This window comes from Streptomyces clavifer (genome assembly GCF_036345975.1).
GTDB classification, from domain to species: Bacteria; Actinomycetota; Actinomycetes; order Streptomycetales; family Streptomycetaceae; genus Streptomyces; species Streptomyces clavifer.
This window is the reverse complement of sequence record NZ_CP107793.1, coordinates 801,876-828,747: the sequence shown is the minus strand read 5'-3', so window position 1 is coordinate 828,747 and position 26,872 is coordinate 801,876. Positions and strand designations below refer to the sequence as shown.

Below are 26,872 nucleotides of genomic sequence, written 5' to 3'. Positions count from 1 at the left end.
ATGCGGCGCGTGGAGCATGTCATGGGGTTCCCCGTCTCGCTGCGGGTCGACGACGAGGACGTACCGGAGCGGGCCGCGGCCGCGGTCTTCGCCTGGCTGCGCGAGGTGGACGAGCGGTTCAGCCCCTTCAAGCCCGGCAGCGAGGTGTCGCGTCACGGCCGCGGCGAGCTGGAGCCGCACGAGCTGAGCGAGGACCTCGTGGAGGTGCTCGGCCTGTGCGAGCGCTACCGCCTCGCCACGGGCGGCGCGTTCGACGTCCGGCTGCCGGGGCGCGGGTTCGACCCGTGCGCGGTGGTCAAGGGCTGGTCGGTGCAGCGGGGAGCACAGCTGCTGCGGGCGGCCGGTGCGCGGCGGTTCTGCCTCAACGCCGGCGGCGACGTCGTCGCCTCGGGCGGGCCCTGGCGGGTGGGGGTACGGCACCCCGAACACGCCGGCAGGCTGTGCACCGTCCTCGAGTTGACCGACGGAGCGGTCGCCACCTCCGCCCGCTACGAGCGCGGCGACCACATCATCGACGGCCGCACCGGGCACCCGGCAACGGGACTGCTCAGCATGACAGTCGTGGCCGCCACCCTGACGGAGGCGGACTCGGTCGCCACGGCGGCCTTCGCGATGGGCGCCGAGGGCATCGAGTGGGCAGCGTCCCTGGCGGGCTGCGAGGTGTTCGCGGTGGTCGCCGGGGGCCAGGTGCTGAGGACGGCGGACTTCCCGGTGGCCGAGGAACCGTCGGTGGACGTGTGACCGATGGCCTCCGCGGGCGGGCACCTGCGACCCACGCCCCTCCTTCACCGGCATTCCCGGCACCGTGATGACCTCCGGCCCGCCTCGCCCCGGCCCGCCTCGCCCCGGCAGGCCGAGACCCCGGACGGGCTGCTGACAGCGACCTCGACCCGGTGCACGCCGGGCGGACGGCCGCCCGGCTCGGCCCGGGACCTCTGTTCCGCCGACCTCATCACTGCAAGGCGTCCAGCGCCACGGCCTGGGCGATGGCGAGGCGTCGGTCGAGACCTGAACCCGCGATGTCCACCAAGTAGCAATCGCGCAGCCCGAACTTCCTCTCGACCGCCATCCAGCGCGTGTCACCTTCGGCGAAGTCGAAGTGACGCGGCCAGGCGAAGGGCACGAACTCGGTGGCCGGAAGGAAGTCCCAGACCCTGCGCAGCACAGCCAGCGCGGCGTTGCGCTCGCGCCCGGTGAGCTCCGCCAGACCCGGCTGTTCAAGGACCCAGGTCGAGCGCAGCAGAGAGGTCATGATCTTCTCGCGGAACGACCCGATGGGTTCACCGTTCTCGTCCCGCACCGCGTAGACGGCGCCCATGTCCATGGCCTGGTCGGCCTCGATGGTGCACAGGACGCGGTCCCGGGACTCGTCCGTGTAGATGATCACCTGCTCCTTGAGCGCCATCAGCTCCTGCTGGGCGAACGCGACGACCTCACCGGCCGACCCGTCGGATCGAGCGGAACTCACCACGTACTGATTGGTCATCACGGTCGTCTTCTGGCTCACGACGAATCGATCGGCCGCCTGCAGGTGCGTGGTGTCCACGGGGTGTCTCCCTCTGGTCGTGTCTCGTGCGCCGCCCGGCTGCCACCTGCTCGCGGCCGTCTCTCGCTTGTCGGACCATCGTCGCGACCACGCCTGCGCGAAACAGCTCCGGAAAGTCGCGCACCTCCGCGACCAAAGGCGAGGGTGTGCGACTCCCGACCAGCACGTACGCACCTGTGCTTGTTCACTTTCGTCGTTCGCCCCTGATGCGGGAGGATGACGCGGTGCTCGCGGGCGGTTGCCCCCGGCGGCAGCCCCGGGCTCCCTGTTCGTCACCCGCTTCGCTGTGCCCTTCCGCCGTGCGGCTAGTTTGTGTGCAGGACAGGTACCCAGGCACGTGGTGGCAGAGATGTACGAGGGACGGGAGGTCGGGAAGGTGTCGCTGCGCGGAGGCGATCCGGCCGAGATCGGCGGTTATCCACTGGAGGCGCGGCTGGGCGCGGGTGGCATGGGCACGGTCTTCCTGGCCCGTACGAGTTCGGGGCGGCCTGTCGCGATCAAGCTGATCCACCAGCACTTCGCGGGGGACGACGAGTTCCGCATCCGATTCCGGCAGGAGGTGGCGGCGGCGAGGCGGGTGAGCGGCGCGTTCACCGCCGCCGTGGTCGACGCCGCCCCGGAGGCCGAGCAGCCGTGGATGGCGACGACCTACATCGAAGGACTCACACTCGCCCAGCGCATCGCCGCGAACGGCCCGCTGAACGGAGCGGAGTTGAGGCGGCTCGCCATCGGGCTGGCGGAGGCGTTGCGCGACATCCACCGGGCGGGTGTCGTCCACCGTGACCTGAAGCCCTCGAACGTCGTGCTCTCGCCCGAGGGTCCGCGCGTCATCGACTTCGGCATCTCCCGCGCCGTGGACCAGCAGACACTGACGATGACGGGGCGGGTCATCGGTACGCCGCCCTTCATGTCGCCGGAGCAGTTGCAGGCGCCGCGCGGTGTGGGACCGCGGTCCGATGTCTTCTCGCTGGGGACGCTCCTGGTCTACTCGGCGACCGGCAGGGGGCCCTTCGACGCGGACAGCCCGTACATGACGGCCTACCAGGTGGTGCACGAGGCACCGTCCCTGGGTGCCGTGCCGGCGGCCTTGCGCGCGGTCGTCGAGTCGTGCCTGGACAAGGAGCCCGAGGGGCGCCCCTCGGCGGACGAACTCCTCGTGCTGCTGCGGGACCTGCCGGCCGACCTCGGTGGCACCGAGGCGAACGGGGCCGGCGCGGGCTCCACCCGCGAGACGAACACCCAGCATCACCTCGCGACGCGGGCCACCCCGGCGCCGGCTGACCCGGGCACCGCCCCGGCCGCCCCGGGTGCAGGGAGCACCGGCACCCCCATCGGGCGCCGTCTGCGTCGCCGGTGGCGTCCCGCGCTCGCTGCGGCGGTCGCGGTGGCAGCGATCGGCGGGGGAGTCGCCGTGCTGACGACGGGCGGCTCCGGGGGGAGCAGCGGCGGCGGCAAGGGCAACAGCGTCGCGGCGCCGGATGCCGCCCTTCCGGACGGCTTCGAGCCGTGGCGCAGGACCCTGCGGGGCGGTCGCGAGGACATCCCCGACGAGCTGCGTTGCGTCGCGCGCGGCGACGCGCTGTTCTGCGGGGGCGGCGGTGTCGTCGCCACCCGGATCAGGGCCCAGGACGGCTCACGGGTGTGGACGGCGAAGAGCCCGGGTGTCCCCGTCCAGGGCATGCACCTGGTGGGCGCCACCGACGACACGGTGCTCGGTTACCGCTTCGCCGCCGAGGACGCCCCGCAGGATCCCTCCAGCGAGGTGGTCGCCATGGACGCGGACAACGGCCGGGAGCTGTGGTCCGTCCCGTCGGGCGCCCAGTCGATGGCCGTCACGGGCCGGTCCCAGGACGCCGTGGTGGTCGGCTCCGCCGTGGTGACGGTCGACGCCTCCAACTCCCGCTTCGAGGCCCGGGACGCACACAGCGGTGAGGTCGCCTGGACGACGTCGTTCCCCGCGGGCACGCGGTGCGCTCCCGTACCGGTGGGCCCCCGGCTCCTGGCGATGTGCGCGACGGATGCGGAGATGGATGGCTCAGAGGTGCGCAATCCCACCCTCCACACGGTCGACCGGGCCTCGGGGACACTCGGAGGGCCCATCGCCGTCGACGGCCCCGCGGTGCCCGCGGGTGTCGCCGACGGCAGGCTCGTACTCCTGCAGGAACACCTGGAGGGAACGGCGTCGGCAGGCTACGACGGGGTGGCGCGGGTCGACCCGGCCTCGCGGAAGGTCTCGTACTCCCGACTGGCCCAGACGTACGCGGGGACGCCCGGCATGGCGGGTGGAACCGTCTACGTGAGCGGGCAGACCGGTCTCATCACGGCGCTCGACCCCGCGACGGGCCGGAAGAAGTGGTCCCGGCAGACGGGCGTGGAGGGTGCGTCGGGTCCCGCCGCGGGAGCCGGCGCCCTGTACTTCAGCTCGGCCACCGGCCGGGTGGTCGCGCTGGCGCCGCGCGACGGCGAACCCCTGTGGACGACGGATCCGCAGGCCGACGGTTTCACCGGCGAGCAGGGTGCGAGCCCGCGCGTGACCGTCGCGGGGCGTGCGGTGATCGTGGCCGCGGCCAGGAACACCGTCCTCGCCTTCGACGCGCAGAGGCCACCGAAGGCGGGCTGACACCGGTGGCACCGGACCCCGGGCCCACGGAGGTACGGGGGAACCGGGTGCTGCGCGACCTTGTGGCGCTTCCCTCGTTCGGCCCCGAGAGCACGGTCGACTGCTTGATCGCCCCCGGGCGGGGTAGCGAAATGGCATGGCCACCGACAACACATCCACTGGTGCGAGCGGTTACGTGCAGCCCGAGGTCGACGTCCGGGCACTGACCGAGGTGCTAGACGGCGAGTACGCCGAGATCCGCGACCTCGTCCGGACCAACCTGGTGACGTACGCCTCCGTCCTCGAGGAGGCCGACGAGCTGGGCATCGACGCGTTTCGCGAGCGGGTCCGTGAGCTCGTGGTCGAGATGGCCGCGACGGGCCAGACCGGCATGGGCTTCCCGGGCAAGTACGGCGGGGGCGACGACATCGGAGCCTCGATCGCCGCGTTCGAGACGCTTGCCTTCGGCGACCTGTCGGTGCTGGTGAAGGTCGGTGTGCAGTTCGGTCTCTTCGGCGGCGCGATCCTGCATCTGGGTACCGAACGCCACCACGACGCCCATCTGCCCGACCTGATCACCGGGAAGCTCATGGGGTGCTTCGCGATGACCGAGGCCGGGCACGGCTCCAACGTCCAGGCGCTCGGCACCGTCGCGAGGTACGACGCCGCAGCCCAGGAGTTCGTCGTCACGACCCACGGTGACCAGGCGCGCAAGGACTACATCGGCAACGCGGCGCGTCACGCCGAACTGGCTGTCGTCTTCGCCCAGCTCGAGGTGGGCGGGAAGTCCGAGGGTGTCCACGCGTTCGTCGTGCCGATCCGCGTCGGCGGCGAGGCGGCGCCCGGCGTACGGATCGAGGACGACGGCCGCAAAATGGGCCTCAACGGAGTGGACAACGGCCGCATCTGGTTCGACGGCGTGCGGGTGCCCCGCGAGGCGTTGCTCAACCGGTTCGCCGACGTCACCGCCGAAGGCGTCTACGAGAGTCCGATCGAGAACCCCGACCGGCGGTTCTTCACCATGCTGGGCACTCTGGTGCAGGGCCGGGTCAGCGTGGGCGGCGCCGGGGTCAACGCCGCGAAGGTCGCCCTGGCGATCGCCACGAAATACGCCCTGCGACGCCGGCAGTTCGAAGCGGCGCCGGACACGGAGGAGCAACTGCTCCTCGACTACGGCCTGCATCAGCGCAGGCTGCTGCCGCTCATCGCGCGTACGTATGCGCTGCACTTCGCGCAGGACGTCGTGCGTACACAACTGCACGAGGTCTTCTCCGGCACCGAGGACGACGCGCAGGCGCGACGACGGCTGGAGTCACGGGCCGCAGGCACCAAGGCGCTCGCCACCTGGCACGCCACCCGGGTCGTCCAGGAGTGCCGCGAGGCGTGCGGCGGGGCCGGCTACCTGAGCGTCAACCGGTTCGCCGCCCTGAAGAGCGACAGCGACATCTTCACCACCTTCGAGGGCGACAACCACGTCCTGATGCAGCTCGTGGCCAAGGGGCTGCTCACCCACTACGCAGGCGAATTCGAGGACTTGGACCAGCTCGGCATGGTCCGCTACGTCACCGGGCTCGCCGTCGAGACGGTCATAGAGCGGACATCGGCCCACAAGCTGCTCGAGCGGGTACGTGACCTGCGGCCCGGCGGCGGCGAGTGGGACCAGGAAGCCGGCCTGCTCGACTCGGAGTACCAGCTCACCATGCTCCGCTACCGCGAGGAGCACATGCTCGCCGGTGTCGCCCGTCGGCTCAAGCGCGGGATCGACCAGAAGCGCAACCCCGGCGTCGTCTTCTCGCAGGTGCAGGACCACGTCATCGCGGTCGCCCACGCACACGTCGAGCGGCTGGTGCTGGAGGCGTTCGTCGACAGGGTGCGTGCGCTGCCCGAGAGTGGCAACAAGGTCGCGCTCGGCCTGCTGTGCGACCTGTTCGCGCTGTCGACGATCGAGGCGGACCGGGCCTGGTTCATGGAGCACGGCCGGCTGACCGTCCAGCGATCCAAAGCGATCAGCCGTGAGGTGAACGATCTCTGCCGCAAGGTCCGCCCCCTCGCCGCCGGTCTCGTGGATGCATGGGGCATTCCGCCCGAGATGCTGCGCGCACCCGATCTGGTGGGCCGACCGGAGGACGGGGCAGCGCGGCGCTGATCTTCGTGGGCCGTGTTGTCGCGGTCGCTCCGCAGCAGTGCCCGGGCGCTGCTGCGGAGCCCCGCCGTGGTCCGGGCAGGACATGAGTGCGCCGGCCCTCCCCATCGGGGAGGGCCGGCGCACTCATGTCCTCGGGCCGTATTCGTGCGGCGATGCGTCCTGCCGCATGCGCCGGATGTCTGCGGTCGTCGGGTCCCGGCGCGGGCGGGCTCAGGCCAGCATGCCGGCGCGGAGTTTGCCGAGGGTGCGGGTGAGGAGACGGGAGATGTGCATCTGCGAGACGTCGAGCTCGGCGCCTATCTGTGCCTGCGTCATCTCCTGGCCGAAGCGCATCTCGATGATGCGGCGCTCACGGTCGTCCAGCTCCTCCAGGAGCGGGGCCAGGGCGTGCAGGTTCTCCACCGTCTCCATGGCGGAGTCCGGCTCGCCGAGGATGTCGGCGAAGGTACGGGAGGCCGCGCCCGGGGTGTCCCCGGCGTCCGTCGGCAGGTCCAGCGAGCCCGCCGTGTAGCCGTTCGAGGCGATGATGCCCTCGATGACCTCGTCCTCGGTGAGGTCCAGGTGGTCGGCCAGTTCCTTCGCCGTGGGGTCGCGGTCCAGGCGGGTGGCGAGCTCGTCCCTCGCCTTGGCCAGATCCACGCGGAGTTCCTGCAGCCGTCGGGGGACGTGGACGGCCCAGGTGGTGTCGCGGAAGAAGCGCTTGATCTCGCCGACGATGTAGGGGACGGCGAAGGTCGCGAACTCGACCTCGCGGGAGAGCTCGAACCGGTCGATGGCCTTGATGAGCCCGATGGTCCCGACCTGGGTGATGTCCTCCATCTCACCGCTGCCCCGGTTGCGGAAGCGGCGCGCGGCGAACCGGACCAGGGAGATGTTCATCTCGATGAGGGTGTTGCGCGCGTACTGGTACTCGTGCGTGCCCTCCTCCAGAACCTGCAACTGCTCGAAGAACAGCGCCGACAGCGCGCGAGCGTCCTTCGGTGCGACCTTGCCCGCGTCCTCGATCCAGGGCAGCTCACCGATACGTTCCGGCGAAGCCCCCGGAGCCGACACCACGTCAGTCCGTACGATTTCGTCCGTCTGTTCAGCAGTCACTTCTTGTCTCCACCCTCCCTGATACTGAGCCCCCCGTCCTGACGAGCCCCTGCCCCGCCCCGGGAGGCCCATGCGTGATGACCCGAGATTTCTTGCTGTGAGGAAACAGTTGTCTCTGGGCATCGTAAGATGAGCTTCGCCGACCACCGGTGCGATCTCTTGGGCGCGCCGCACTGGATCGGGTACAGGCCCCGTACGCTGGACGCCGACGGCCGGTCCACGGACGGTCCGGGTTTCGGCGCAGCACGATGAGAAACAGGATCACGTGGACAGATTCGCTGCCGTCGAGCGGGAGCTGCGCAAGGCCGCACCTCACCTGCTCCTCGACGTCGTCACGGGGGCTCTGCGGGAGCGGTACGACGTGCAGAGCGTGGAGTTGCGGCTTGCCGACTACGGCATGACCACGCTCCAAGTGGTGTCCGAGGTGCCTCTCGTCGAGCCCGTGCCCGTGCACGACAGCCCGCAGGGGCGGGCCTTCGGCGCCCAGGAACCGTATGTGCAGCCGCGGGCCACACCTGGACCGGCGACCGCGCACCTGCCGGTGACCGTCCGGGGCGACCGGCTCGGTGTCCTCACCGTCACGGCGCGGGAGGGCGGCTGGTCCCGGGAAGGGCTCGCGGAGATGCAGCAGATCTGTGAAGCACTCGGCCACGAGATCCTGGTCGCCGAACGGGACACCGACCTCTACCTCCTCGCCCGCCGCGCCACGCGGCTGACCCTGGCGGCGGAGATGCAGTGGCAGTTGCTGCCCGGCCGCTCGGTGTCCCGTCCCGAATTCTCGCTGGGCGCCCACCTGGAGCCCGCCTACGCGATCTTCGGCGACAACTTCGACTGGTCGGTCTCGGCCCAGCACCTCACGCTCACCGTCACCAACGGCATGGGCAAGGGGATGGAGGCGGCCCTGATGACCAATCTCGTCGTCAACGCCCTGCGCAACGCCCGGCGGGCCGGTCTCGACCTCGCCGGCCAGGCCAGCCTTGCCGACCAGGCCGTCTACGCCCAGTACCGGGGCGAGCTGTACGCGGCCGTCCTGCTGCTGCGCTTCGACCTGGCCACGGGCGGAGTGGAGGCCGTGGACGCGGGTTCCCCGCGCATGTGGCGGCTGAGGGGCCGCAAGGTCGAGTCCGTGGAGTTCGACGCACAGCTCCCGCTGGGCATGTTCGAGGAGACGGAGTACGTCACGGAGCGCCTGCGGGTGGAGCCGGGCGACCGGATGCTCATCGGCAGTGACGGTGTCTACGGCAGCGCGTCGGCTGCGGGGGAGCACTACGGGCACCGTGCCCTCGCGCGGTCGCTGTCCGCGCACCGCTTCCTGCCGTCCGAGCAGGTGCCTCTCGCGCTGCTGCGCGATCTGCGGGACTACCGGGGTGCCGCGCCGCTGGACGACGATGCGCTGGTGGTCTGCCTCGACTGGTTCGGCCGGCAGTCCTCCGCCGGCGACCCTCGCGTGTGACCGCAGCCGACCGGCCGGTCGACCGGCCTCTATCCGGTCGACCGCAAGGGTCTCGCCCCGTCGCTGTCCTGTCCCGCGGCTGCAGCCGCGTTGCGGAACGCGCGGAGTCCTTCGAGGAGTGAGCGTCGCGCCTTGGCCGGCATGGCATCGATCGTGGACATCAGTACTTCCTCCCGGCGCATGCGCAGGTCGACGAGGTAGGCCTTGCCGTGGCTGGTCAGCCGGAGCTCCAGCTCCCGGCGGCTGACGGGGCTGGGGGCGCGTTCCACGAATCCCGTGGCCTGCAACCGGTCGCACAGCCTACTGACCGAGGGGGAGGCCGATCCCAGGGCATCGGCGAGCATCCGCAGATTGATGCCCTCCTCCCGGTCCAGCGTGTACAGCACGCGGAGCTGCGAAGGGGAGACCGGGCCCGTCGGTACGGCTTCACGTCCGTGCTCCCAGAGGACTTCGAGGAGTTCCACGAACTCGGAGCCCTCCCGTGCCGCAACCCGCGACCGATGGTCGGGTTCAGGGCTCAGGCCCATATTGATGACACTCCGATCCGGCATCGTCTCACTCGTCCGTCCGGCCACCGGACCGCGCGATCGAGCCGGGCATCCGAGGCGCTCGTGCGGACAGCCGGAACCAGGGTTCCGGGACACACGCGCGACCCGGCATACCTTACCCCTGTCTGTAACAGGCTTCCCGTACGATGGGCGACCCTCACAATAGTTTCACCATGGCAATAGTTGTCATGAGGTACGGTTCGGCAGTCGACAACTGATGCGTGATCTTCCAGCGGGCCACGCCGTTCCTGCCGCGACGGAGGCCCGCTACCGGCCTGGAGTACTGAAACCCATGACGCACAGCCAGACCCTCGCCCTCACCGTCGGGTACCCGGCGCGTTCGATCGCCGTCCTGACGGTCGTCGGAGAGATCGATGTGGAAAGTGTGCCGGTGCTGCGGACCCGGGCTCTGGGGCTGATCAGGCAGGGCAGGCCGCACCTGGTCCTGGACATGGCCGCCGTTGAGTTCTGCGACTCCGCCGGCCTCAACGCGATGATCACCATCCTGCGGTACGCGAAGGACCGGCACGGGTCCCTGTCGCTGGCCGCCTTGTCCCCGCAGGTCGCGAGGCTGCTGGACGTCACGGGCGTCGGTGACCTGATACCCGTGCTTCCTACCACGGCCGAGGTCCTGACCCGCATCACGACGACGCCCGGCGATGCGCCGGAGGAGGCGGAACTCCTTTAGGGCGGGCCGCGGCTTCCCTGCCTCGCAGGGCAGGACGGCACACCGCGCGGGCATCCACGGCGAGGTGATCCACGCCGCCCTTCCGTGGTGGCCGCAGTGCCGCCGGGGGCCGGGCGCGACGCCTGCGTCGTACGTCACGCGCCGGGTGGTGTGACCCGCAGGCCCCCGAGCAGGGTGGCCAGGTAGCGGCGAGCGGTGTCGATCCGTTCGGCGGGGCTGCCGCCGTGGACCTGTACGGCGTAGGCGATCCCGCACATGAGCGGGACCAGGTCGCCCGCGGCCAGATCGGGGCGGACCGTTCCGGCAGCGCGGGCCCGGTCCAGGAGCGTGGTGCCGGATGACCACAGCAGACTCTTGAGTTCCGTGGTGCGAGGCAGGACGTCCTCGGCCGCTGCGGTGACCGGGGCGAGGGAGGCGTCACCGACCTGCGCTTCGACCGTGCGGGTCAGGAAGCCCTCCAGGGCGCGCCAGGGGTCGGGATCGGCCAGTGCCTGCTCGCCATGGGCGGCCAGCGCTTCCAGACAGGGGGTGGCGACGGTCTCCAGCAGTGCCTCCGGCGAGGCGAAGTGCCGGTAGACGGTGCCGACACCGATTCCCGCGCGGCGGGCGACGTCGTTCAGTTGCAGCGGCGTGCCCTGGTCGACCAGGGCACGCCCGACGGCGACGATCTGGTCCCAGTTGCGGGCGGCGTCCTTGCGGAGTGGCGTCGGCGTCATGGATGCATGCTAATCGGATGGGTCATCCGGATGACCCGTCGGCCGAGCGGCTCCGCCCGCTGGTTCAGGTGGCCGTGAGCGGCGCGTGCCGTTCGCCGAGTCGCCGTACGGCGTCGGCGATGCGGGGGTCGGTCGCCGCGCGCAGCGGGGTCACGGGACGCGCCCCGGCACCGATGACGATGCCGGTACTGCCCGTCAGCGCGTCGTCCGTGGCGGCGGTGATCGAGGGCCTGGCCGCTACGGACGCCGGGCCGGAGGTCGCGCGTGCGAATGTGCGGCGCACCACCGGCCACAGCAGCCGCAGGGCGGGCGAAACGATCTTCGGTGACGTCATGGTGCCGTCGGTCATGTCCGTCGCTGCGCCTCCGGGATCGGCGGCGAAGACCGATACGCCCGTACCGTCCAACCGCCGCGCCAGGTCGAGCGTGTAGGCGAGGTTCGCGAGCTTGGCGCGGCCGTACCAGTGGAAGCCGTAGTAGCCGCCGGGAGGCTCGACGGCGTCGAAGACCCGCTTCGCGACCCTGGCCGCACCCGAGGTCACGTTCACGACCCTGCTCGGCGCCCCGGCCGTCAGGGTGGGCAGCAACAGCTCGGTCAGCAGGTACGGCGAGAGGTGGTTGACGACGAACGATGCCTCGAGGCCGTTCAGGTCCTGCCGATCCGTGAACATGGCCCCGACGTTGTTGACCAGCACGGTCAGCGGTTCGCCCGAGGCGGCATGCTCGGAAGCGATCCGCCGGGCGAGTTCGCGCACGTCGTCGAGTGCGCCGAGATCGGCGGCCACGAACCGGGCAGGGTGTGCCGGGCCCGTCGCATTGATCAGGCCGACCGCCCCGGCGCCCCGCTCCGCGCTGCGTCCGACCACGGTGACCGAGAATCCGGAGGCGGCCAGCCCCAGCGCCGTCTCCAGGCCGATGCCGGCCGTTCCGCCCGTCACCACAGCAGATTTCCTCATGGTCCGTCCCCTCCGGCTTGTATTCGGATAGCTAATCCGCTTGGTGCGACCGTAGCATGTAAGTGGATTATCTATCCGCTTCTCCCGGTCGACTCCGTGCGATGGATCGGCCCGGGGGTTCGTCGCCGGAGCGCGCCGGTGGTCCGTAGGGCGCGTCGAGCCCCTGCCATCCGGCGCGACGGGGCCGGGTGCGCATCCTCGGTGAGCCCCGAGAGGGCTGCGCCCGAGTGGCGGAGGTGGCCCGTTTCCTCTTGCGGCGTGGTCCCGTCCGTCGCCGGGGCGGCGGCTCGCCCCGGGGTCGGGGAGCGAGGAATGAGAAGGTCGTCTCACTATGTGGCACGGATGTTTGACATTAGATGAGCTTATGGTCAATAAAGGTGATGCTTTGGCCAATTATTCACGTCCTGTCACCCGGGAGTCGTGAGGGCCGCCGCTGCCTAGACGAATGAGTACTCCCGTGTCCCACTCCTCCCCCGACCGCGCATCCGTCGATCCCGCGGAGGCATGGGAAGCCTGGCGTGCCGAGCGTCACCGCGCGCTCACGTCCCCGACGGGCAACCTCGCCCTCGTCGAGACCCGCTGGGCCCCGGCGGGCGAGGTCCCGGACGCGGCGGACGCCGGCGCGGACCGGCCGGACACGGTGACCGTCACGACGCTCCGGCGGACCGAACTGGTCAGCGGCGAGCTCGAGCACGGCCTGCGCTTCTGGGACGCCGACGCGCCCGCCGTCCGCCACTTCGACCGGGTCGACGCCTTTCCCTACGACCCCGCCTGGGTGCTGGAAGCCTCCTACACACCCGTCCCCGGTGCCAGGCGCATCGCCTTCGAACACATCCGGGACAACGGCGGCAGTCGCGACCTGGCCGTCCCCGGCGACATCACCCTCACCGTCGACGGTCGCGCGTACACGCTCAGCGCCTTCGACGACGACGGCACCCTGCTGCTCGTCTTCGGCGATCCGACCAACGGTGACTCCACCTACGGGGCCGGCCGCTTCCTCTTCGTGCGGCGCACGGATGACGAGAGCCGGGTCGTCCTCGACTTCAACCAGGCCTTCGTGCCGCCCTGCGGATTCTCCGATCAGTACAACTGTCCGATGCCGCCGCGGCAAAACCGCTTCCACCTGCCTGTCGAGGCAGGCGAGAAGCTCCCCGTCTTCCGCGACGGCTTCGACGCCCAGCACTGATCACCCCGCGAATCAACGCACCGAAAGAGCCCTCACCCCATGAGCACCAAGAAGAACGTCCTGTTCGCCACCTCCACCGTCGCCGCGCTCGCCCTGGCCCTGACCGCATGCGGCGGTTCCGGTGGCTCCAGCGCCTCGGGCGGCACCTGGGACAAGGACGCGGTCGTCAACATCGGCTCCCTCTACGAGCCGCAGAACCTCGACAACACCGCGGGCGGCGGCCAGGGCGTCACCGAGGCCCTCAACGGCAACGTCTACGAGGGCCTGTTCAGACTCACCGACGACGGCAAGGTCGACAAGCTCCTCGCCCAGGACTACGAGACCAGCGCCGACGGCCTCACCTACACCTTCACCCTGCGCGAGGGCGTGAAGTTCCACAGCGGCAAGGAGCTCACCAGCCAGGACGTCAAGTACAGCCTGGAGAAGGTGATCGCGGACGACTCCCAGTCCGCCCGCAAGAGCAACCTCGAGGTCATCAAGGACGTCGCCACCCCCGACGCCCGGACCGTGAAGATCACGCTGTCCAAGAAGTCGATCTCCTTCGTCTACAACCTCTCCTACGTCTGGGTCATCAACTCCCAGGCGAAGAACCTGAAGACGACCGAGGACGGCACCGGTCCGTACGCCCTGAACAAGTGGACCCGCGGTTCCGCGCTGAGCCTGAACCGCTTCGCCGGCTACTGGGGTGACGCCGCGGCCAACAAGCAGGTCGTCTTCCACTACTACAAGGACGCCACGGCGCTGAACAACGCGCTGCTGACCAACGCCATCGACGTGGTCACCAGCGAGCAGTCGCCCGACGCCCTGGAGCAGTTCAAGAGCAACGGCTCGTACGAGGTTAACGACGGCAACTCCACCACCAAGCTGCTCCTGGCGTTCAACGACAAGGCCAAGCCCTTCACCGACGTCAAGGTGCGCCAGGCCGTCTCCGCCGCCATCGACGACGAGAAGCTGCTGGAGTCCGTCTGGGGCGGCTACGGCAAGCCGATCGGCTCGATGGTGCCGCCCACCGACCCCTGGTACGAAGACCTCACCGACGTCGACGCCCACGACGTGACGAAGGCCAAGAAGCTGCTCGCCGAGGCCGGCTACGCCAAGGGCTTCAGCTTCACCCTCGACACCCCCAACTACGACCCGCACCCGACGGCCGCGACCTTCATCAAGTCCCAGCTGGCCAAGGTCGGCATCACGGTCGAGATCAACACGATCACGCCGGACGAGTGGTACACGAAGGTCTACAAGAACCACGACTTCTCGGCCACGCTCCAGGAGCACGTCAACGACCGTGACCTGGTCTGGTACGGCAACCCCGACTTCTACTGGGGCTACGACAACCCGCAGGTCACCCAGTGGGTCGAGCAGGCCGAGGAAGCCTCCAGCACCGCCGAGCAGACCGAGCTGCTGAAGAAGGTCAACCGGCAGACCGCCGAAGACGCGGCCAGCGACTGGCTCTACCTCTACCCGCAGATCGTCGTCGCGAACAAGAAGCTCTCCGGATACCCGGTCAACGGCCTGAACTCGCAGTTCTTCGCCTACGACATCAAGAAGAAGGGCTGATGGCGCGCTATCTGCTGCGGCGGCTCGCCTTCCTCGCGGTGTCGCTGGCCCTGGCCTGCGTGGTCCTGTTCGTGCTGCTGCGCATGCTGCCCGGCGACCCGGCCAACGCGCTCACCGCGGTCGGTGCCAGCCCCGAGCAGATAGCCGCGGCCCGCCGCTCCATCGGCTCCGACCGGCCGCTGCCCGAGCAGTTCGTCCACTGGTTCGGGCAGCTGGCGAGCGGGGACCTCGGCACCTCGTTCGTCAGCTCGCTGCCCGTGGGACCCGAGGTCGGCGCCCGGCTGAACGTCACCGTGCCGCTCACCCTGGCCGCGTTCGTCCTGGCCGTCCTGGTCGCCGTACCCGCCGGGTTCACGGCCGCGTACAAGCGGCACACCTGGTACGGGGCGCTGCTCAGCGGCGTGTCCCAACTGGGCATCGCGATACCCGTGTTCTGGCTCGGCATGATCCTCATCGCGGTTTTCGCGCTGAACGCGGGCTGGCTGCCCTCCGGCGGCTTCCCGCAGGACGGCTGGGCCGACCCCGCCGAGGCGTTCCGCGCCCTCGTGCTGCCGGTCGTGACCATCGCCCTCGTGATGAGCGCGTCCCTGATCCGCTATGTCCGCTCCGCCACACTCGATGTGCTCGGCAGCGACTACCTGCGCACGGCGCGCGCCCTCGGTTCGTCCTTCGGCCGCGCCATGTGGCGGCACGGTCTGCGCAACGCCTCCGTGCCGGTGATCTCCATCCTCGGCATCGAACTCGCCTCGACACTGCTGGGCGCCGTCGTCGTGGAGTCGGTGTACGCGCTGCCGGGCCTCGGCTCCCTGCTCGCCACCGGCATCGCGCAACACGACTACCCGGTCATCCAGGGCGTGCTGTTCGTGTCCACCCTCGCGGTGCTCGTGATCGGCTTCGTGGCCGATCTGGTCCAGCGGATCATCGACCCGCGGCTGCGCGGCCGGCTCTCGGGAGGTGCCCGATGACGGGGACGGACCTGCTCACCCCGACGAAGGGGCGCCGCTCCCGGCGCTCCGCGACCCTCGTCGTCGGCTGCGTACTCGCCGGTGTGATCGCGCTGCTGGCCGTGGTGACGTTCTTCTGGCTGCCCTACGACGCCGAGGACACCTCCGGCGGCCGGCTCGCCGGACCCGGTGACGGCCACCTGCTCGGCACGGACAAGCTCGGACGCGACCTGTTCACCCAGGTCATGACCGGCTCGCGCATCGCCGTCGAGGCGGGGGCCGGGTCGGTGTTCATCGCCGCTGTCCTCGGGGTCACCCTGGGCGTGCTCGCGGCATTCGCGCAGGGCTGGCTGGACGACACCCTCTCCGCGTTCCTCGACATCCTCATCGCCTTCCCGACGCTGCTGCTGGCCATGCTCATCGTCGCCGCACGGTCGGCGACCCTCGGCTCCGCGATCCTGGCGATCGGCCTCGCGCAGAGCGCGGTCGTCGCGCGGCTGGTGCGCATCCTGGTCAAGCGGGTCCTGGCGCAGGACTACATCACCGCCGCCCGTACCTCCGGTACCTCCTGGCCGCGTTCGGTCCTCTTCCACGTCCTGCCCAACATCTGGCCCACCCTGGTGGTCAACCTCGCCCTGCAGTTCGGGCTCGCCGTGCTCGCCGAGGCAGGGCTGTCCTACCTGGGTCTCGGGGCCCCGCCGCCCAACGCCTCCTGGGGCCGCATGCTCCAGGAAGCCCAGGCCACCTTCACCACGGCGCCGGCCGGAGCGCTGGCCCCCGGCATCCTGCTCGTACTGCTCGTCATCGGCGTGAACCTCATCGCCGACGGCCTGCGTGACACCCTCGACCCGGCCACCCGACGGAGGCGTACGTGACTCTCCTCGACGTACGCGGACTGACCGTCCGCGCAGCCGACGGGCGGACCCTGGTCGACGACCTGTCCTTCACCGTGGCCGGCGGTGAACGGCTCGGCCTCATCGGGGAGTCCGGCTCCGGCAAGTCCCTGACGACGCTCGCGGTGCTCGGACTGCTGCCCGACGGCATGACCTCCACGGGCAGCGTGGAACTGGCCGGGACGCAGACGGTGGGCGCCACCGAGAAGCGGCTCTCCGCCGTCCGCGGGCGGGACGCGGCCGTCGTCTTCCAGGAGCCGCTGACCGCACTGGACCCGCTGATGCGGCTCGGCCGCCAGATCGCCGAGCCGATCGCCCGCCGCACCGGCCTCCGGGGCAAGCAGCTGCGCGGGGCCGTCCGCGAGGCCCTCGAGAAGGTACGGCTGCCCGAGCCCGACCGCATCTCCCGGGCCTTCGCACACGAGGTCTCCGGGGGCCAGCGCCAGCGCGTCGCCCTCGCGATGGCGCTGGCCTGTGAGCCGAAGCTGCTCATCGCCGATGAGCCCACCACGGCCCTGGACGTGTCTGTGCAGGCCGAGATGCTGGAACTGATCGACGGCTTGGTCCAGGAGCGGGAGATGGCCGTGCTCTTCGTCAGTCACGACCTGGCCGTCGTGTCCAGGGTCACCGACCGGGTGCTGGTCATGAAGGACGGCCGGGCCGTCGAGCAGGGCGCGGTGCACGACATCGTGCGCGCGCCTCGCGAGGAGTACACCAGGGCACTGGTCGCCAGTGCCCGGAAGCTGGAGTCCGCCCTGGACCTGAGGAGCCCGCGATGACACCCGTACTGGAGCTGAAGGACGCCGCGGTGCGCTACCGGGGGACGGCGGCCGACGTGGTGCGGGACGTCTCCCTCACCGTCGAGCCGGGCGAGAGCCTCGCCCTGGTCGGCGAGTCGGGCGCGGGCAAGACGACGCTGCTGCGCCTGCTGCTGGGACTGGCGCGCCCCACGGCCGGCACCGTGCGTTTCGACGGCGCCGGCCTCGAGCCGCGCGACCGCGAACAGATGCGCCGCTTCCGGCGCAGCGTGCAGTGCGTGTTCCAGGACCCGTACTCCTCGCTCGATCCCAGCCGGCGGGTCGGCGCGATCGTGGCGGAACCGTTGCGCTCCCTCGGTCTCGACACCCGGTCCACGGCGGCGCCCAAGGTGGCCGCGGCGCTGGAGCGCGTCGGTCTCCAGGCGGACGCCGTCGACCGCTACCCCCACGAGTTCTCCGGTGGGCAGCGGCAGCGCATCGCCATCGCCCGTGCCACGGTCTGCGACCCCCGCGTCCTGCTGGCCGACGAGCCGGTCAGCGCGCTGGACGTCACCACCCGGGTGAAGGTCGTCGACCTGCTGGCGGAACTGAAGCACGAGCGGGGGCTGACGCTGGTGATGGTCTCCCACGACCTGTCGGTCGTGGCCTCCCTGTGCGAGCGCACCGCCGTGCTCGAGCGCGGCCGGGTCGTCGAGTTGGGCGCCACATCCCAGGTGCTCGGTGCGCCGGCGCACCCCTACACCCGCCGGTTGATCGAGAGTGTGCCCCGGCTTCCCGTCTGACCCCGGCCGTCTGTCGCCGTGCCGGCACGGCCGCGCCGTCAGGCCAGGGACAGGAACAGCTTCTCCAGGCGGGCCCGCATCTGGTCCCGGTCCCCGGCCTCCTGCCCGCCATCGGCCATGCAGTGCTGCAGGCCCGTCGCGATGATCGCGAACCCTGCCCGGTCGAGGGCGCGGGACACCGCGGCCAACTGCGTGATCACGTCCTCGCAGTCCCGGCCCTCCTCGATCATCTTGATGATCCCGGCGATCTGACCCTGGGCCCGCTTCAGCCGGTTGAGCACCGACTTCAGTTCATCGGCTGCCATGTCCAGCTCCATGCTGCCTCCTTCGCTGATACCCCTAGGGGTATGCTAGCGGGTGCGTCCCCGGGACCGTGCCCGCACAGCGGGGGAGGGCGCGGGCCGGGTGTCCCCGGTGGGCGAGCCGGTCTCTGTCCGGCGACGGTGTCCGCGTGTCTGCGTGTCCGTGGAGCGGGTGCATAGGATCGCGGACATGGCACTGCGACCTGTTCAGGTGAACATCAAGGCTCTTGACGACTCGTTGGTGGGCCGGTTCTGGGCGGAGGCGCTCGGCTGGGGTGTTTCCAGCGAAGGGCCGGGCGTGACGAACGTGGAACCCGGAGCAGGCTTCGTCTGGCCGGACCCGGTCGCCGTATGCATCGACGTCGTCACCGTGCCGGAACCCAAGGCGGCGTCGAAGAACCGCGTGCACCTCGACCTCGCCACCACTTCCGCGGCCCATCAGGCGGAGTTGGTCGCGCGCCTCCGGGCACTCGGTGCGACACCTGCCGATGTGGGCCAGGGCGACGTGCTGTTCCAGGTTCTCGCCGACCCGGAGGGCAACGAGTTCTGCGTGCTGGAGCCACGGGAGATCTATCGGGACACCGGACCGATCGCCGTGGTGGTGGTCGACTGTGTGGATCCGCGGGCCATGGCCCGGTTCTGGGGGGAGGCCTTGGACTGGAGACTGCACGAGGTGACCGACGACCATGCGGTGTTGCGCTCCGCCGCGGGCGTCGGCCCGTACCTCGAGTTCCTTCGCACGCCCGGCGTGAAGACCGTGCCGGACCGCGTCCACCTCGACCTGCTGCCGTACCCCGGCGATGATCAGAAGGTGGAAGCGGCCCGGCTGCGGGCCCTCGGCGCCACAGACCTCGACCTCGGCCAGGGCGACGTCCCCTGGATGTGCCTGGCCGACCCGGAGGGCCACGAGTTCTGCATCCTCGGCACCTCCTGATGCCGAGCCCCCGGTGCTGTCAGCAGTCGTTCACGGCCATGCGCGCGGCGGGCGGCGCGAGGCCGCGGTGGTCCTCAGGGCGACGCCTTCGTGCAGGCGGTGGCCGAGCCCTGGCTGATGCAGGCCCGCACGTAGCGCCCGGACGTGGCTCTCATCTCCGCGTCACCCGCGACCTTCTCGTACGAGCCGTCCGGCTTCCTGTCCTCGAGCCAGACGGTCGCGCCCTGGGCGGCCGAGTGCGCCCAGGCGTAGTAGTCGGAGACCGACCAGTCCGGGCGGGAGCCGCTGAGTGTGACGGCTGCGCCACCGGGGAGCACCGCCGTCGCCCAGTCTGTGGCCACGGACGTCCACTTCGTGACCGAGGCAGGCTTCACGCCTTCACAGGCCTCGCCCGGGGCACAGGGGCCCACCGGCCCCTCCTCGGCAGTCATGTACATGTTGTTGCCCTGGTGGGTGGCGAAGGCCCAGTTCCTGCCGTCGACGACCAGCCCGGCGATCTTCCCGTCGGACAGCGGGTCGAGGGGCGTCATCCTCGTCGTTCCGGATGCGGTCAGCCTGGTGCCCGGCAGGGGCACCGGGCGCTGGGCGCGTGAGTCGACGCCGGTCGCGGTGTGCGTCATCAAGGTGGCGGAGACCCCGGCGCGGCCGGGCGGGAGCTCGGCCTCACCCCAGTAGTACAGGTGGTACGGGTCCCAGGCCGGGCGGCCCTCGTAGATCTTCAGCCTGCCGCCCTGGTAGATGTCGGCGTCCTCCACCAGACGGGGCTCGTAGTTCGGCATCCACTCGGTGACGCTCGCCTGATCCACGTCCCGGCAGGGCAGCACCGCGCAGGGCGCCTCGGTGGGCGCGGTCGTCGCCGCGTCGGGGTCTCGCGTGCAGGCGGTGCCGGTGCTGTCGCTGACGCACGCCCGCAGCTCCGGCAGCCACGAGTAGGCCCGCGTCGAGCCGGATTCCGTGCGCGAGGCACCCTCGGGCGTGAACTCCGTGTACACCTCGCCCCAGCGGCCGGCGCCCTGCCAGGCCTCCAGCCAGAATCTGCCGCCTGCCGGCAGCTCCCCCTCCGCCCAGCCGAGGTAACTTCCCTGCTTCAGGCGCCCGTCGGCCTTCTGCACCGAGGCGCCGGACGGTAGCTGGACGCGGTCGTACGAGGAGCGCTCGACGTAGGACCAGTCCGACACCGGGATCGCCTCCGGGTCGGCGTCCGAGCACCAGCCCGCGCAGGGGCCGACGGACTCCACCTCCGACGTCGTGGCGTTGACGCACCCGGTCTCTCTGCCGTCGGTCACGCAGGCGCCGTTCGCGTGGACGACTCCGTAGCGCGTCGTGTCGTACACGTACATGCCCGTGGTGCCGCTGCTGTCCCGGTACGAGCGAGGATGCTCGAGTGCCGACTCGATGTTGATCCCGTCACCGAGATTCTCCTCGGTCTTCAGCCACCCCCGCCCCTTGTCGGCCCCGACACCGCTGAGCTGCACCTCGGCCCAGGAGTAGACCCAGCCGGCCGTGTCCCAGGCGGGCCTGCCCGTGTACAGCTTGATGCGCGTGCCCGAGGCGAGAACCGCCTCCTTCACCAGCTTCGGCGCTCCGCCCGACTGCCACGCGGTGACGGCCCCGGGGTCGGACCCCTGGCACGGCAGCTGTGGACACGGCGCCGGACCGGCGGCGCGCGTCACCGCCGCCGCCACGGGCGTGGTCAGCAGTGTCGCACCCAGGGCGAGAACGGCGAGTGGGACAACCCGCTTCCGTAACCGTCTCCACAAGCCGCGACGTGCTCCCCGGAATTCCTCCGTGCTGTTCATCGCATCCCCCTCCGCGTGGTGACCGCATGACCCACGCGATGCAACTCCCCGTCACTCTCCTCTTACTCTCGCGGGCGTCTTGCCCCGGGCGCCCCCGCCGGGACGGCGCCGCGCCGGGCCGATGCGGCTCATGGGCGGTGACCGTGTGAGGACCGTTGACAAAACTAGGGCCTGCTAGAAACCTGTCACCTCAGACCCGCAAAATATTGACTGGATCACTCAAAATTCGCAGTAGCGCGCGCGAATTTTCGGCAAGTGAACTTCTCTGCCCCCTGCCGGCGTCCCTGATCGTCCCCGTCCGCGTACCGCCGGCCCGCACCCGGCCGACGGCGCGTCGACGTGCACCTCCGGTCCCGCGGCCCCACGGAAACGAGGACAGCATGAGATGGAAGCAACTCGGACGGCGGTTCGCCGTCGGTGCGGTGACCGCCGCACTGATGACCGTCGGGCTCCTGCCGGTCGCCGCCTCGGCGGCCGTCCCGAGCCCCGACCTGGCTCTCGGCAAGCAGGCGGCGGCGAGCGGGTCGCACGGCGCCTACGTGGCGTCGAACGTCACCGACGGCAGCGGGCAGACGTACTGGGAGAGTCCCGGAGCCTTCCCGCAGTGGGTCCGGATCGACCTGGGCAACGAGTTCGACGTCGACCGGGTGGTCCTGAAACTGCCCAACACGTGGGAGGCGCGGACCCAGACGCTCGGCGTCCAGGGAAGCACTGACGGGAGCGGCTTCCGTACCTTGTCGGCCTCTGCCGCCCGGCTGTTCAGCCCGGAGACGGGCAACACCGTCACCATCGACTTCACCACCGAGCGGGTGCGGTACATCCGTGTGCAGGTGACCGCCAACACCGGCTGGAACGCCGCTCAGCTCTCCCAGGTCGAGGTCCACGGCGCGGGTGGCGGGGACGATCCCGGCCCGCCGGCCCCGGACGGCTCCAACCTGGCGCTGAACAAGCCGATCGAGGCGTCGTCGTACACCCAGACCTACGTCGCCGCCCACGCCAACGACGACAAGACCGGCACGTACTGGGAGGCGAACGGTCACCCCTCCACGCTCACGGTGAAGCTCGGTGCCGACGCCGACATCGAGGCCGTCGTCGTCAAGCTCTCCCCTGATCAGGCATGGGCGACCCGGACGCAGAGCGTCCAGGTGCTCGGCCGCGCGCAGTCCGCCACAGCGTTCACCTCACTGAAGGACCGGGCCGATTACGTGTTCGACCCGTCCGGCAACCAGAACACGGTGACGATCCCGGTCAGCGGCCGGCACGCGGACGTCCGGCTCACGTTCTTCTCCAACACCGGTGCTCCCGGCGCGCAGGTCGCCGAGATCCAGGTCGTCGGGACCGCCGCCCCCAACCCCGACCTGACCGTCTCCGACCTGACGTGGTCACCCGCCACGCCCTCCGAGAAGGACGACGTCACGGTGAACGCCACCGTGCGCAACACGGGTACGGCGGCGGCCGCCGCGACGACGGTCGACGTCAGCCTCGAGGGCCAGGTCGCCGGCAGCGCTCCCGTGAGCGGCCTCGCCGCCGGAGCGTCGGTCACCGTGCCGGTCGCCGTCGGCAAGCGGCCCATGGGTACGTACGGAGTCTCGGCGGTGGTCGACCCGAGCGACACGGTCGTCGAGCAGGACAACAGCAACAACAGCCGCACGGCCGCGTCGAAGCTCGTGGTGGGACAGAGCCCCGGCCCCGACCTGGAGGTGCTCGGCATCACGTCCAGCCCGGCGAACCCCGCCGTGGGCGCGGCCGTCACCTTCACGGTGTCCGTGCACAACCGCGGCACCACGGCGGTGAGCCCGTCCACGGTCACCCGTCTTCTGGTGGAGGGCACCACGCTGAACGGCGCGACCGGGGCCGTTCCCGCCGGAGGCACGGTCACCGTGCCCATCGGCGGGACCTGGACAGCGAAGAGCGGCGGGGCCAATCTGACCGCAACCGCCGACGCGACGGGTGTCGTCGCCGAGACGAACGAGGACAACAACGTCTTCGCGCGCGCCATCGTGGTAGGCCGCGGGGCCGCTGTCCCGTACACCGAGTACGAGGCGGAACAGGCTTCCTACCAGGGCACGCTGCTGAAGACCGACCAGAAGCGCACCTTCGGGCACACCAACTTCGCCACGGAGTCCTCGGGCCGGGAGTCGGTGCGGCTGAACACCTCCGGCCAGTACGTCGAGGTCACCTCGACCGTGCCGTCGAATTCGATCGTTGTCCGCAACTCCATTCCCGACGCCCCCGGTGGCGGCGGAACCGAGGCCACGATCAGCCTGTACATCGACGGCAGCTTCGCCCGGAAACTCACCCTCTCCTCCAAGCACAGCTGGCTCTACGGTGACACGGACAGCCCGGAGGGCCTGACCAACCGGCCGCAGGCGGACGCCCGCAGGCTGTTCGACGAGTCCAACGCCCTGCTCGGCCGCACCTACCCCGCCGGCACGAAGTTCCGTCTCCAGCGCGACGCGGGTGACTCGGCGTCCTTCTACGTCATCGACCTCGTCGACCTGGAGCAGGTCGCGCCGCCGGCCGCCCAGCCGGGCGGTTGCGCCTCGATCACCGCCTACGGAGCTGTCCCCAACGACGGAATCGACGACACGGACGCCATCCAGCGGGCAGTGACGGCCGACCAGAACGGCGACATCGGCTGTGTGTGGATTCCGCCGGGGCAGTGGCGCCAGGAGCAGAAGATCCTGACCGACGACCCGCTGAACCGGGGGCAGTTCAACCAGGTCGGCATCCGGGACGTCACGATCCGGGGTGCGGGCATGTGGCACTCCCAGCTGTACACCCTCACCCAGCCCCAGGACGCGGGCGGCATCAACCACCCGCACGAGGGGAACTTCGGCTTCGACATCGACGACAACACCAGGATCTCGGACCTGGCCATCTTCGGCTCGGGCACCATCCGGGGCGGCGACGGCAACGCGGAGGGCGGAGTCGGCCTGAACGGACGCTTCGGCGAGGACACCAGGATCACGAACGTGTGGATGGAGCACATGAACGTGGGCGTGTGGGTCGGCCGCGACTACGACAACATCCCTGCCCTCTGGGGACCCGGCGACGGCGTCGAGTTCACCGGCATGCGGATTCGCAACACCTACGCGGACGGCATCAACTTCGCCAACGGAACGCGGAATTCGACGGTGTTCAACTCCTCCTTCAGGAACACCGGTGACGACTCGCTGGCCGTGTGGTCGAGCAAGTACGTGAAGAACCCCTCGGTGGACATCGGGCACGACAACCACTTCCGCAACAACACGATCCAGCTGCCCTGGCGGGCGAACGGCATCGCGGTCTACGGGGGCTACGGCAACACGATCGAGAACAACATCATCTCCGACACGATGAACTACCCCGGCATCATGCTGGCGACGGACCACGACCCGCTGCCCTTCTCCGGGCAGACACTGATCGCCAACAACGCCCTGCACCGCACCGGCGGGGCGTTCTGGGGCGAGGCGCAGGAGTTCGGAGCCATCACCTTGTTCGCGGCAGGCCCGGACATCCCGGGCGTCACGATCCGCGACACCGACATCCACGACTCGACCTACGACGGTATCCAGTTCAAGTCGGGTGGCGGATCCGTCCCCGGGGCGAAGATCTCGAACGTCCGGATCGACAACTCGGTCAACGGGTCCGGCATCCTGGCCCACGGAGGCGCACGGGGGAGCGCCACCCTGACCGATGTGACCATCACCGGCTCGGCCGACGGCGACATCGAGATCGAACCCGGCTCGCAGTTCGTCCTCAACGGCGGCGCCGGTCCGGCGGCCCGGAGATAGACCCCCTGTCCGGTTGCCTCGGGCCGGGCGCAACCGGACCCGAGGCAACCGGACCCGACCGGGGCGCGTCCGGCACGCTGTCGGAGCGTGCCGGGCCGGTCCGGGCCCGGGTGGGCCGGAGGATCACGGGACGTCGCTCGTCGCAGCGGTGGAGGCGGGGGAGCGGTGGCGGCACCGGACGTGCACGGGGAGTGTCGACAGTGCCGCACGGCTGCCCCGCCGAACCTCCGCAGGGCGGGGCAGCTCCCGTACCGGAACGTGGTCAGCCACTCAACCACTCAGCCGGTCAGCGCCGACGGGGCCGGGCCTGGAGGCCGCTGCCGACGCCCGCCACGTGCAGAGCCAGCAGAGTCAGTCCGATCAGCATGACGTTCACCGAGGCGAAGACCTCGTTGGTGGAGAGGTCGGCGGCGTTGATCAGGAAAGCGATGAAGAACAGTACTGCCGCGGCTATACCCAGCATGACGCAGCTCCTTTCGGTTGTGGCAGGACGTCTGCCCCCGAACTCGGAAACCAGGCAGGTCCGTTGACGTGTCACCGCTCTGTCACAGAAGGCCGGTGGGCCGCAACTTCCCCTGTGCGTCGCGGATCCAACCTGCGACCACGAGCCACCACTGACCCGCACAGGGGAGCAGACCATGACCCACAGACGTTCCACCGCCGTTGCTGCTGCGTCGTTCCTCCTGCTGAGCGGCGTGGTTGTCACCACGGCGCCCGCGGGCTTCGCCGGGACGCCCGGCGGCACCTACGCGGACGACCGCAACAGCGACTTCGACGGCGACGGCTACGACGACGTCCTGACCGGCGCACCGGGCGGTACCGACGGCGGAAAGAAGGGGGCGGGCTACGTCACCGTGCAGTACGGAGCCGCCGGCGGCATCGGCACCGCCACCAGCGTCCCCCGGGTCCGCACCGCCGTCTTCGGCCAGGCGACCGCCGGCGTCCCGGGCTCCGCCGAGGCCGGTGACGGCTTCGGTACCGCCGTGGCCACGGGCGACCTCGACACCGACGGCTACGACGACGCGATCGTCGCCGCGCCGGGTGAGGACGAGGGCTCGGTGAGGGACGCGGGCCGGGTGACGGTCCTCTACGGGTCCTCGTCCGGGCTGACCCCGGCCCGCAGCATCACCCTGGGGTCGGGCGCGCCCGAGACGGACGACCGGTTCGGCCTGTCCGTCGCAGCCGCCCGGCTCTCCGGGGCCACGCCGGGCGACGTCCTCGCCGTGGCCGACCGACGGGGCGTCTCCCTCTTCTCCTACGGTGCCGGCTCCCTGGAGGGAACGGGCCGCTTCGACACCGCGGGTGTGCCCGGCCGCGACTCGATGGAGCCCGTTTCCCTGACCACGGGAAACTACGACGGCGACGGGTACGCGGACCTGCTCGTGTCCTGCCGCAGCCTTGTGGAGGACCCCAGGCCGCGGTCCTTCCTGTACATGGGCGGTGCGGACGGACCGGCCTACGTCCGCGACCTCTCCGGCGGCTCCGCCACGGCGTCCGGAGACATCGACGACGACGGGTACGACGACATCGTCCTCGGCAGGCCCGACCGGCCCGAGGACGAGAACGAACCCCTCACGGGCGGGTTCGTCAGCGTCTACCTCGGTTCCGAGAACGGCATGGAGGACGTGTCCGAGTACGGCACCCCCGACCAGGTGTGGATGCAGGACACCGCCGGCGTGCCCGGCACCGCCGAGCTCGGGGACGGCTTCGGCGCCGACGTCTCGCTCGCGGACATCGACGGTGACGGCTACGCGGATCTGGCCGTGGGTGTGCCGGGCGAGGACATCGGCACCGTGGCGGACGCGGGCGGGGTACGGGTGCTGCGCGGCTCGGCCGCCGGGCTGACCGCGGTGGGCGCGAAGTCCTTCGACCAGAACTCGGCCGGTGTACCGGGCACGGCGGAGGAGGGCGACCGCTGGGGCGGTCAGGTCCGGCTCGTCGACTCGGACGCCGACGGCCGCTCCGAGCTGCTCGCCGCGGCCCCCGGCGAGAACACCTCCGACGGGGTGGTGTGGTGGCTCGCCGCATCCACGAACGGGACGGTGAGCACGGGCTCGTGGTCGTACGGCGGAGGATCCCTCGGCGCGTCCGGCACCGACGCACGCTTCGGTGCCGCGATCGACGAGTGAGCCGGCGGTCCCGCCGAGCATCCGGCGGGACAGGTCCCGGCCGAGCCGCTCGGAGGCGGCGCGGGC

22 protein-coding genes are annotated in these 26,872 nt (G+C 70.6%); 14 read left to right on the top strand and 8 right to left on the bottom strand.

Annotated elements, in window-relative coordinates; genetic code table 11:
* Complete coding sequence (locus tag OG927_RS03345; protein ID WP_330319670.1) at nucleotides 1–741, top strand: FAD:protein FMN transferase; 741 nt, start codon at nucleotides 1–3, stop codon at nucleotides 739–741.
* A 211-nt stretch (nucleotides 742–952) separates the two neighbouring features.
* On the opposite strand, the gene OG927_RS03340 is transcribed toward OG927_RS03345, so the two are convergent.
* A complete protein-coding gene (locus OG927_RS03340) occupies nucleotides 953–1,546 on the bottom strand; it encodes an LURP-one-related/scramblase family protein (RefSeq protein WP_330319669.1) in 594 nt (197 codons plus the stop codon).
* Nucleotides 1,547–1,922: 376 nt separating this feature from the next.
* On the opposite strand from OG927_RS03340, the gene OG927_RS03335 reads away from it, so the two are divergent.
* Together OG927_RS03335 and OG927_RS03330 are read left to right on the top strand one after the other, a co-directional pair.
* Nucleotides 1,923–4,166, top strand: coding sequence for a protein kinase domain-containing protein (locus tag OG927_RS03335; RefSeq protein ID WP_330321291.1), 2,244 nt, complete (start codon nucleotides 1,923–1,925; stop codon nucleotides 4,164–4,166).
* A gap of 136 nt (nucleotides 4,167–4,302) precedes the next feature.
* The gene (locus tag OG927_RS03330; RefSeq protein WP_330319668.1) at nucleotides 4,303–6,291 is read left to right on the top strand and encodes an acyl-CoA dehydrogenase family protein; all 1,989 of its coding nucleotides are present in this window, start codon (nucleotides 4,303–4,305) and stop codon (nucleotides 6,289–6,291) included.
* Nucleotides 6,292–6,501: 210 nt separating this feature from the next.
* Here the strand turns inward: OG927_RS03330 and OG927_RS03325 are convergent, their stop codons facing one another.
* The gene (locus OG927_RS03325) at nucleotides 6,502–7,344 is read right to left on the bottom strand and encodes a SigB/SigF/SigG family RNA polymerase sigma factor (RefSeq protein WP_056795305.1); all 843 of its coding nucleotides are present in this window, start codon (nucleotides 7,342–7,344) and stop codon (nucleotides 6,502–6,504) included.
* 307 nt (nucleotides 7,345–7,651) lie between these two features.
* Here OG927_RS03325 and OG927_RS03320 point away from each other — a divergent pair, with 307 nt between their 5' ends.
* Nucleotides 7,652–8,839: a PP2C family protein-serine/threonine phosphatase gene (locus OG927_RS03320; protein WP_056795302.1), complete on the top strand. Its 1,188-nt coding sequence runs from the start codon at nucleotides 7,652–7,654 to the stop codon at nucleotides 8,837–8,839.
* A gap of 29 nt (nucleotides 8,840–8,868) precedes the next feature.
* On the opposite strand, the gene OG927_RS03315 is transcribed toward OG927_RS03320, so the two are convergent.
* On the bottom strand, nucleotides 8,869–9,366 hold the full coding sequence (locus OG927_RS03315; protein WP_124283396.1) for a MarR family winged helix-turn-helix transcriptional regulator: 498 nt from the start codon (nucleotides 9,364–9,366) through the stop codon (nucleotides 8,869–8,871).
* Between the two features lie 313 nt (nucleotides 9,367–9,679).
* Between OG927_RS03315 and OG927_RS03310 the strand changes: the two genes are divergently transcribed.
* The gene (locus OG927_RS03310) at nucleotides 9,680–10,075 is read left to right on the top strand and encodes an STAS domain-containing protein (protein ID WP_056795295.1); all 396 of its coding nucleotides are present in this window, start codon (nucleotides 9,680–9,682) and stop codon (nucleotides 10,073–10,075) included.
* A gap of 134 nt (nucleotides 10,076–10,209) precedes the next feature.
* On the opposite strand, the gene OG927_RS03305 is transcribed toward OG927_RS03310, so the two are convergent.
* Both OG927_RS03305 and OG927_RS03300 read right to left on the bottom strand, forming a co-directional pair.
* Nucleotides 10,210–10,791 (bottom strand): TetR/AcrR family transcriptional regulator, encoded by a 582-nt coding sequence (locus OG927_RS03305; protein ID WP_330319667.1) that lies wholly within the window; start codon nucleotides 10,789–10,791, stop codon nucleotides 10,210–10,212.
* Between the two features lie 64 nt (nucleotides 10,792–10,855).
* Nucleotides 10,856–11,746 carry an SDR family NAD(P)-dependent oxidoreductase gene (locus OG927_RS03300; RefSeq protein WP_124283081.1) on the bottom strand — a complete coding sequence of 297 codons (891 nt, stop codon included), beginning with the start codon at nucleotides 11,744–11,746 and terminating at the stop codon, nucleotides 10,856–10,858.
* Nucleotides 11,747–12,191: 445 nt separating this feature from the next.
* On the opposite strand from OG927_RS03300, the gene OG927_RS03295 reads away from it, so the two are divergent.
* From OG927_RS03295 to OG927_RS03270, 6 genes are read left to right on the top strand one after another with little or no spacing between them, the layout of a single operon-like run.
* Entirely contained in the window at nucleotides 12,192–12,932 is a 741-nt protein-coding gene (locus OG927_RS03295) for a DUF1684 domain-containing protein (protein ID WP_056795284.1), read from the top strand.
* A 39-nt stretch (nucleotides 12,933–12,971) separates the two neighbouring features.
* The gene (locus tag OG927_RS03290; RefSeq protein WP_209471030.1) at nucleotides 12,972–14,489 is read left to right on the top strand and encodes an ABC transporter substrate-binding protein; all 1,518 of its coding nucleotides are present in this window, start codon (nucleotides 12,972–12,974) and stop codon (nucleotides 14,487–14,489) included.
* The gene (locus OG927_RS03285) at nucleotides 14,489–15,454 is read left to right on the top strand and encodes an ABC transporter permease (protein WP_056795274.1); all 966 of its coding nucleotides are present in this window, start codon (nucleotides 14,489–14,491) and stop codon (nucleotides 15,452–15,454) included. The genes OG927_RS03290 and OG927_RS03285 overlap by 1 nt, the downstream gene beginning before the upstream one ends.
* Nucleotides 15,451–16,308 carry an ABC transporter permease gene (locus OG927_RS03280; protein ID WP_330319666.1) on the top strand — a complete coding sequence of 286 codons (858 nt, stop codon included), beginning with the start codon at nucleotides 15,451–15,453 and terminating at the stop codon, nucleotides 16,306–16,308. Before OG927_RS03285 ends, OG927_RS03280 begins: the two co-directional genes overlap by 4 nt.
* On the top strand, nucleotides 16,305–17,105 hold the full coding sequence (locus OG927_RS03275) for an ABC transporter ATP-binding protein (protein ID WP_330319665.1): 801 nt from the start codon (nucleotides 16,305–16,307) through the stop codon (nucleotides 17,103–17,105). Before OG927_RS03280 ends, OG927_RS03275 begins: the two co-directional genes overlap by 4 nt.
* Nucleotides 17,102–17,866 (top strand): ABC transporter ATP-binding protein, encoded by a 765-nt coding sequence (locus tag OG927_RS03270; protein ID WP_056795265.1) that lies wholly within the window; start codon nucleotides 17,102–17,104, stop codon nucleotides 17,864–17,866. The genes OG927_RS03275 and OG927_RS03270 overlap by 4 nt, the downstream gene beginning before the upstream one ends.
* A gap of 38 nt (nucleotides 17,867–17,904) precedes the next feature.
* Here OG927_RS03270 and OG927_RS03265 read toward each other — a convergent pair whose 3' ends face one another.
* Nucleotides 17,905–18,183, bottom strand: a complete 279-nt coding sequence (locus tag OG927_RS03265; protein WP_056795261.1) for a metal-sensitive transcriptional regulator — start codon at nucleotides 18,181–18,183, stop codon at nucleotides 17,905–17,907.
* A 175-nt stretch (nucleotides 18,184–18,358) separates the two neighbouring features.
* Here OG927_RS03265 and OG927_RS03260 point away from each other — a divergent pair, with 175 nt between their 5' ends.
* Nucleotides 18,359–19,102 carry a VOC family protein gene (locus OG927_RS03260; protein ID WP_056795256.1) on the top strand — a complete coding sequence of 248 codons (744 nt, stop codon included), beginning with the start codon at nucleotides 18,359–18,361 and terminating at the stop codon, nucleotides 19,100–19,102.
* 74 nt (nucleotides 19,103–19,176) lie between these two features.
* On the opposite strand, the gene OG927_RS03255 is transcribed toward OG927_RS03260, so the two are convergent.
* Nucleotides 19,177–20,673, bottom strand: a complete 1,497-nt coding sequence (locus tag OG927_RS03255; protein WP_330319664.1) for a hypothetical protein — start codon at nucleotides 20,671–20,673, stop codon at nucleotides 19,177–19,179.
* Nucleotides 20,674–21,281: 608 nt separating this feature from the next.
* On the opposite strand from OG927_RS03255, the gene OG927_RS03250 reads away from it, so the two are divergent.
* On the top strand, nucleotides 21,282–24,677 hold the full coding sequence (locus OG927_RS03250) for a CARDB domain-containing protein (RefSeq protein ID WP_330319663.1): 3,396 nt from the start codon (nucleotides 21,282–21,284) through the stop codon (nucleotides 24,675–24,677).
* A gap of 286 nt (nucleotides 24,678–24,963) precedes the next feature.
* On the opposite strand, the gene OG927_RS03245 is transcribed toward OG927_RS03250, so the two are convergent.
* Entirely contained in the window at nucleotides 24,964–25,140 is a 177-nt protein-coding gene (locus OG927_RS03245) for a hypothetical protein (RefSeq protein WP_209471035.1), read from the bottom strand.
* A gap of 175 nt (nucleotides 25,141–25,315) precedes the next feature.
* Here OG927_RS03245 and OG927_RS03240 point away from each other — a divergent pair, with 175 nt between their 5' ends.
* Nucleotides 25,316–26,806, top strand: a complete 1,491-nt coding sequence (locus OG927_RS03240) for an FG-GAP repeat protein (RefSeq protein ID WP_056795246.1) — start codon at nucleotides 25,316–25,318, stop codon at nucleotides 26,804–26,806.
* Nucleotides 26,807–26,872 lie beyond the last annotated feature (66 nt).